We start from the raw sequence: 6,385 nt of genomic DNA on the forward strand, positions 1-6,385 counted from the left end.
CTTTCAGAACGTCCGGGACGGTGGCGGTGAAGGCTACTGTGGTCGAGTGCAGCATCAGGATCACTTCGTTGCTGTAGTACGGCAACGAACGACGCAACGCCGACGGCATGATCACGTAGGCATAGAGCTTCCAGCCCGTCAGACCGTAGGCTTTCGCCGCTTCGACTTCGCCGTGAGCCATGCTGCGAATCGCCCCGGCGAAAATCTCCGTGGTGTAGGCGCAGGTGTTCAGGGCAAAGGCTAAGATGGTGCAGTTCATCGCATCGCGAAAGAACGCATCGAGCAGCGGTTGTGCGCGGACGGCCGCCAGGCTGTAGATCCCGGTGTAGCAGATCAGCAGCTGGATATACAGCGGTGTGCCACGGAACAGGTAGGTATAGAACTGCACCGGCCAGCGCACATAGAGCTTGTTGGAAACCCGGGCAATCGACAGCGGAATCGACACCAGGAAACCGATGAAGATCGAGGCGCTGAGCAGCCACATGGTCATCGCCAGGCCGGTAATGTGGTAACCGTCGGTATAAAGGAACGGTTTCCAGTAGTCCTGTAGAAGTTCGATCATCGTACGGCCTCCCGGGCACCGGCGGCATAACGGCGTTCAAGCCTGCGCAGGACAAAGTTCGAAGCGCTGGTGATCAGCAGGTAAATCAAGGCGGCCAGCACCAGGAAGTAAAACAGTTGATAGGAGCTTTTACCGGCGTCCTGTGCCGCTTTGACCAGGTCCGCCAGGCCGATGATCGACACCAGCGCGGTGGCCTTGAGCATCACCATCCAGTTATTGCCGATGCCCGGCAGGGCGAAGCGCATCATTTGCGGGAACACCACGAAGCGAAACCGCTGGCCGCGCTTGAGGCCATAAGCTGTGGCGGCTTCGACCTGACCCCGTGGGACGGCGAGGATCGCGCCGCGAAAGGTCTCGGTGAAATACGCGCCATAGATGAAGCCCAGGGTGATGACCCCGGCGCTGAACGGGTTGATTTCGATGTACTCCCATTCCATCAGGTCGGTAAGGGAGGTCAGCCAGGTTTGCAGGCTGTAGAAAATCAGCAGCATCAGCACCAGGTCCGGCACGCCGCGAATCAGGGTGGTGTAGACCTGGGCGGGAACTCGTAGCAACTTGACGCTGGAGAGTTTGGCAGTGGCGCCGAGCAGGCCGAGCAACACGGCCACCAGCAGCGACAACACCGATAATTTGATGGTCATCCAGGTGCCTTGCATCAGCAGCGGACCAAAGCCCTGCAGGCTGAAGGCGGAAAGCCCGAGGTTTTGTAACAGCTGTTCGAACATAAAATCTGCGACCTGATAACGTGAAAAAAGCGCCCATCACGAGGATGGGCGCCGGGGCCTTACTTGCCGCTGTACAGATTCAGATCACCAAAGTGTTTCTTTTGAATGGTCGCGTAGGTGCCATCATCGTGTAACGCTTTGATACCTTTATCGAGAAGGGCTTTGAGCTCTTTGTTACCTTTCGAGATACCGACAGCTGTTTTGGCTGGCAGCAAAGGATCGTTGACCGGCTTGCTGACTTCATAAGCTGCGCCTTGTGGCGACTTCAAGAAGCCCAGTTCGGCTTGCAGCATGTCCTGGATCGAGGCGTCCAGGCGACCGGAAGTCAGGTCGGCGTAGACCTGATCCTGGTTGGCGTAGGCCTGAGTGGTCACGCCAGCCTTGTCCAGTACGGCCTTGGCGTAGGCTTCCTGGATGGTGCCTTGTTCGTAGCCGACCTTTTTACCCTTGAGCGAAGCCACGTCAGAAATGCCGGAGCCTTTCTTGTAGACCAGTGCGGTAGGGCCGGAGAATAGCTCGCTGGAGAAGTCGATAACTTTTTCGCGGGCTTCGGTGACGGTCATCGAAGAGATCACGCCATCGAATTTATTGGCCTTGAGGCCTGGAATCATGCCGTCGAAATCGCTCTCGACCCATTTGCACTTGACCTTCAGCTCGGCGCAGATCGCGTTGCCCAGATCGATGTCGAAGCCCACCAGGCTGCCGTCGGCCGCCTTGGACTCGAACGGAGCGTAGGAAGGGTCAACACCAAAACGCAGTTCTTTGTATTCCTTGGCCAGTGCGGAACCAGCGGCCATGCACAACGCCAGTGCAGAAAGGGTCAGCAATGCTTTTTTCATTATTAAATCCCTAAGAACCAATTTGAGCGCTTGTGGCGCGAAATTATTGTTACTGGAAAGCGTAAGACCTTATGAAAGTAGCAATTTCCGAACCAGAGTCCCGAACAAGCGTTTTAAAAGATGATTCAAGACACGTCTGAAGAGGAATCGTGCCCAAAAACGGGCGTGAACAATTTGCCGCACCAAAGTAGAGCGATCGATAGCGAGGACGCAAGCTCCCTCTTTACCGATCGCTCTACGTGTTACTTGCCCGGCACCAAGGTCAACCGTGTTTTGCCATACACCTTGTCGAAGTTCTGCGGTTGCATCGGCAAGCTCATGTATTGACCTTTGAGCCACGGGTCGATGCTGTCGATATAGTTCGGGCTGGCCGGGTTGCCGGATTGGCCTGTGCCGTTCTGGCCCATCAGCGGTTCGGCCTGGCCGAAGTCGACAATGAAACGCATGGCCGGCACCAGCGTCACGTTGAAATCCTGACCCCAGGTGTACGCGGCAGCATTCAACGTAGTGTGGTCACCTCCGGCAGACATGGCGCCGCGTACGGTCTGGCCTCGGCTGTTTTTCCATTCGTAGTGGTGCAGTTTGCCCCACTGCCAGGCTTTGTGGTCGGCGCCCATCTGGCTCTCGCCGGCGGTAATGGCCGCAGCCAGGCTACGGGCGAGAATGGTCGGTTTGTCTTCTTTCTGCTGGGTGCGAAGGTCATCCCAGAACGGGCTGTCTTCGCGGCCCAGCAAATGGTCGGCCTGGGCCGAGTAGGACAATTTGCCGTTGGCAACGAAGGCTTTCCACGTTGGGCTGGACTCTGGGCCGAGCTCGTCGAGGAAGATCTGCTTCATGCTTTCTTGCAGGAACAGTTCATAGATCGCTGCGTCGGTGGAGGTCGGGCTGAGCTTGCCGTCGAACGCCATCAAGCGGCTGTAAGCTTCGCGCGCTTTGCCGGCTTCGGCAGCAGGCAGTGCGTCGATCGCCTGTTTGAGTGGCTGGGACATGCCCGGGGCTTCAAACATCTTTTTCAGTTTGGCGGCGAACAGGGTGGTCTGGTCGTATTGCATCGCGATCATGCTGCGGCTGTCGTGCTTGCCGGCAGCCGCCAGTTCGGCGATGCGCTCGCCACGCTCGGGCGCGGCCCAGGAGTTGGACAGCTGCATGCCGTAACCGTGAGGGATGACCCGCTGGTTGGCGGTGCCGATCCAGCCTTGGGTCGGGTCCTGGTCATAAGGGTGGAGCATCGGGTCTGCGTAACCGTCCCAGTCGTAACGACCTTCCCAGCCCGGTGATGGCAACCCACCTTCACCTTCGCGGCGGTTCGGGAAGCGCCCGGTGACTTGCCAGCCGATGTGGCCGGCATCGGCGAACACCATGTTCAGCGCGATAGCGCGGATTTCACGGCTGGCGTCCGAGGCTTTCTCTGCGCTCTGTGCACGGGACAGGTCGAAGAAGGCGTCGAGGCTCTTGTCGTCGGTAAAATTCGGCATCTGCAACGCCAGACCGAAACCATCGCCCAGTGCGGTGCCTTGGGCGCTGTTGAGCAGCGGGCCGTGGCGGGTTTCGTACACGGCTTCGCGAATCGGCCGCTGGCCTTTGACGAAGTAGGTCTCGTTACGAACCGTCACCGGCTGCCATTTGCCGGCGGCTTCGTAGCTCAGGCCATTGCCTTGACGCTTGAGCTTTTCAAGGAACAGGTCCCGGTTATCGCCCATGACCGCGGTCATGCTCCACGCCACTTTGCCGTTGAAACCGGCGAGGACCATCGGCAGGCCGGCAATGGAAACCCCGGCCGCCTGGTACTTCGGTGAACGGATCTGCACGTAGTTCCACAGCGACGGCACGCCAATCGGGAACTGGCTGTCGCTGGCCAGCAGGCTCTTGCCGCTGCGACTGCGCTGYGGGGCAATTGCCCAGTTGCTCGACGCCGTGGCGCCGAGCAGATTCAATGCGGACAACTGGTCGCCGGCTTTGCTGAGTTCGCTCAGGCCCGGGATCGTACCGTTGAGCTTCACGCCTTTAAGCTTTTCAGCTTCGGCGAGTGGCAGCTTTTCGTCCGGATACGACGGCAACAGCCACGGGAGTTTGTCTGTCGTGACGGTTTGCGCCATCACCAGCGAAGCGATTTCTTGCGGCAGGTTGGCTGACTGGCTGAAGTTCAGCAAACAGAAAATCAGCGCCGAATCTTCCGGCTTCCAGTATTCAGGTTTGTAGCCGGTGGCGGCCAGGTCCGACGGCAGCTTGTCGCGATAGCGGAACAGATAGGCGTTGACCCCGCGGGCATAAACTTCAAAGAAGCGTTGCAGGCGCGGAGAGGAGGCCTTGTAGAGTTCGTCGGCACTTTTCTTCAGGTTGACTGCGCGCATGTAGCGGTCAGCGTCGAGCATCTCTGCGCCGGACATCTCCGACAAGCGACCCTGGGCCAGCAGACGCATGGTGACCATCTGGGTGATGCGATCACTGGCGTGTACGTAGCCGAGGGTGAACAGCGCGTCGTGGAAGGTGTTGCTTTCGATCAGCGGCACGCCCATGGCATTGCGCCGCACTGAAACGTTCTGCGCCAACCCTTTGAGCGGCTGCACGCCTGCGGTGGGTGGCAGGCTGTCCTGGGCATTCCAGGTCTGGCAACCGGTGAGGCTGAGCACACTGGCCACTGCTGCGGCAACGCCGAACCGGGGAAGAAATGATGTAAAGGCTGGCGAGGCCATGGCAAAGCTCCTGCGGGAGTAGAGGCGCAATAAAGGCGCTACGTTAGTGAGCAGGAGAAGGCCGCGCAAGCGGGTGCCGATCTTATTTCAAGGTTTGTCCGATAAAACAAAGAATTTGACGCGCAGGGTTACCGTTCCATGACTTGCCTATTGGAAAAGGTGGTGCTCAAGTGTCGGGATTTCGATGGTTTGCCAGGAGAAAAATCGCCATGGAACTTCACGCCAACGCAGTGCTTATTCTGATCGATCAGCAAAAAGGCATTCACCACCCCAAACTGGGACCGCGCAACAATCCAGGCGCCGAGGAGCGGATGGCCGAGTTGTTGAGCGAATGGCGGCGCATGGCGCGGCCRGTGATTCATGTGCAGCACTTGTCCCGCTCGCCGGAATCGGTGTTCTGGCCGCAGCAGTCGGGTGTCGAGTTTCAGGAACGGTTCGAACCGTTTTCGGGCGAGCGCGTGATCCAGAAACAGGTCCCCGATGCGTTCAGTGGGACGACGCTTGCAGCGGGTTTGCGTGAGGCGGGGATCGAGCAACTGATCATTGTCGGCGTGGCGACCCACAACTCGGTCGAGTCCACGGCGCGTACGGCGGGTAATCTGGGGTTTGATACCTGGGTCGTGGAAGACGCCTGCTACACCTTCGACAAGCTCGACTTCTTCGGCAACAAGCATTCGGCGCAGGAGGTGCACGCCATGTCGCTGGGCAATCTGCACGGGGAATATGCGACGGTGATTCGCACAGCCGAGATTCTGATGGCTGATTAGAACCTGTAGGAGCGTGGCTTGCCCGCGAACGGGGCACCTCGGTACATCAGGCCGACCGCGTTATCGACTGTCGCGGGCAAGCCACGCTCCTGCAATGGGATGCGTGCGGCTAGAGAATCAAGCGCCGTGGCACTTCTTGAACTTCTTGCCGTTGCCGCATGGGCAAGGGTCGTTGCGGCCAACGTCTTTCAACGCGTTGCGCACCGGCTCCTGGTGAGCGTGGCCGCAGTTCGGGCCGTGAACATGGCCATGGTCGTGATCATGATGGTCGTGATGGTCATGATCGTCATGATCGTGGTTGCAGTCAGGGCCATGGACATGAGGTTGCTGGGTCATCGAGGTTACTCCGGAATAAAATCGCCGGGAATTATCTCGCCATTATTGGCCAGGTGCACGTCATTGCCGATGAATATTCCGGTTTGAAGCGTTCCTTCCAGGCGATAGGGGATCGGCTGGTCGGGTTTCTTCAGCATTTTTACCACCTCGCGCAGGTGTTGCCAGAGGTTGGTGCGGATCGGCACCTGGAAATAGCTGCTGCTTTTCGGGTCGACGGTGAACCATTCGCTGGCCTCGCCTTCGGCCAGCAGGAACTCGCTTAAATGAATCCGGTACACCAGGCCGCGAACCGTAAGACTGGAGTCGTTGGGGTTGTCGACGCGAAAGTAGAGCATGAATTTCTGCTCAAGGAGTTTGGCGCGCACCACTTCGACTTTGAGCAGATGGACTTGTGGGTCGAGGCTGTCATCAGCGAACCAGGACGCGCAGCCACCGAGGCTCAGGAACATGAACAGGGTGACAA

At 58.6% G+C, this 6,385-nt stretch carries 7 protein-coding genes; 1 reads left to right on the forward strand and 6 read right to left on the reverse strand.

What is annotated here, in order from left to right:
- The 4 genes from hisM to AC1DH9_RS18720 form a co-directional block, all read right to left on the reverse strand.
- Positions 1 to 562 (reverse strand): histidine ABC transporter permease HisM (gene hisM / locus AC1DH9_RS18705; RefSeq protein ID WP_477808562.1); only part of this gene is annotated, 562 nt, incomplete at its 3' end.
- Positions 559 to 1,287, reverse strand: a complete 729-nt coding sequence (locus AC1DH9_RS18710; RefSeq protein ID WP_427533518.1) for an ABC transporter permease — start codon at positions 1,285 to 1,287, stop codon at positions 559 to 561. The genes hisM and AC1DH9_RS18710, both read right to left, overlap by 4 nt.
- A 59-nt stretch (positions 1,288 to 1,346) precedes the next feature.
- Positions 1,347 to 2,126 (reverse strand): transporter substrate-binding domain-containing protein, encoded by a 780-nt coding sequence (locus tag AC1DH9_RS18715; protein WP_054595992.1) that lies wholly within the window; start codon positions 2,124 to 2,126, stop codon positions 1,347 to 1,349.
- A 242-nt stretch (positions 2,127 to 2,368) separates the two neighbouring features.
- Positions 2,369 to 4,819, reverse strand: coding sequence for a penicillin acylase family protein (locus AC1DH9_RS18720; RefSeq protein WP_427536904.1), 2,451 nt, complete (start codon positions 4,817 to 4,819; stop codon positions 2,369 to 2,371).
- 209 nt (positions 4,820 to 5,028) lie between these two features.
- On the opposite strand from AC1DH9_RS18720, the gene AC1DH9_RS18725 reads away from it, so the two are divergent.
- Positions 5,029 to 5,586 (forward strand): cysteine hydrolase family protein, encoded by a 558-nt coding sequence (locus tag AC1DH9_RS18725; RefSeq protein WP_427536902.1) that lies wholly within the window; start codon positions 5,029 to 5,031, stop codon positions 5,584 to 5,586.
- 117 nt (positions 5,587 to 5,703) lie between these two features.
- On the opposite strand, the gene AC1DH9_RS18730 is transcribed toward AC1DH9_RS18725, so the two are convergent.
- Positions 5,704 to 5,922 (reverse strand): SEC-C metal-binding domain-containing protein, encoded by a 219-nt coding sequence (locus AC1DH9_RS18730; RefSeq protein WP_415765371.1) that lies wholly within the window; start codon positions 5,920 to 5,922, stop codon positions 5,704 to 5,706.
- Between the two features lie 5 nt (positions 5,923 to 5,927).
- A partial coding sequence (locus AC1DH9_RS18735) for an LEA/WHy family protein (RefSeq protein WP_477808563.1) occupies positions 5,928 to 6,385 on the reverse strand: 458 nt, incomplete at its 5' end.

The organism is Pseudomonas sp. 05T35, from assembly GCF_056396605.1.

Coding starts and splice junctions, on each gene's coding strand:
- AC1DH9_RS18710 (WP_427533518.1), bottom strand. CDS start 1,287: ATGTTCGAACAGCTGTTACAAAACCTCGGGCTTTCCGCCTTCAGCCTG.
- AC1DH9_RS18715 (WP_054595992.1), bottom strand. CDS start 2,126: ATGAAAAAAGCATTGCTGACCCTTTCTGCACTGGCGTTGTGCATGGCC.
- AC1DH9_RS18730 (WP_415765371.1), bottom strand. CDS start 5,922: ATGACCCAGCAACCTCATGTCCATGGCCCTGACTGCAACCACGATCAT.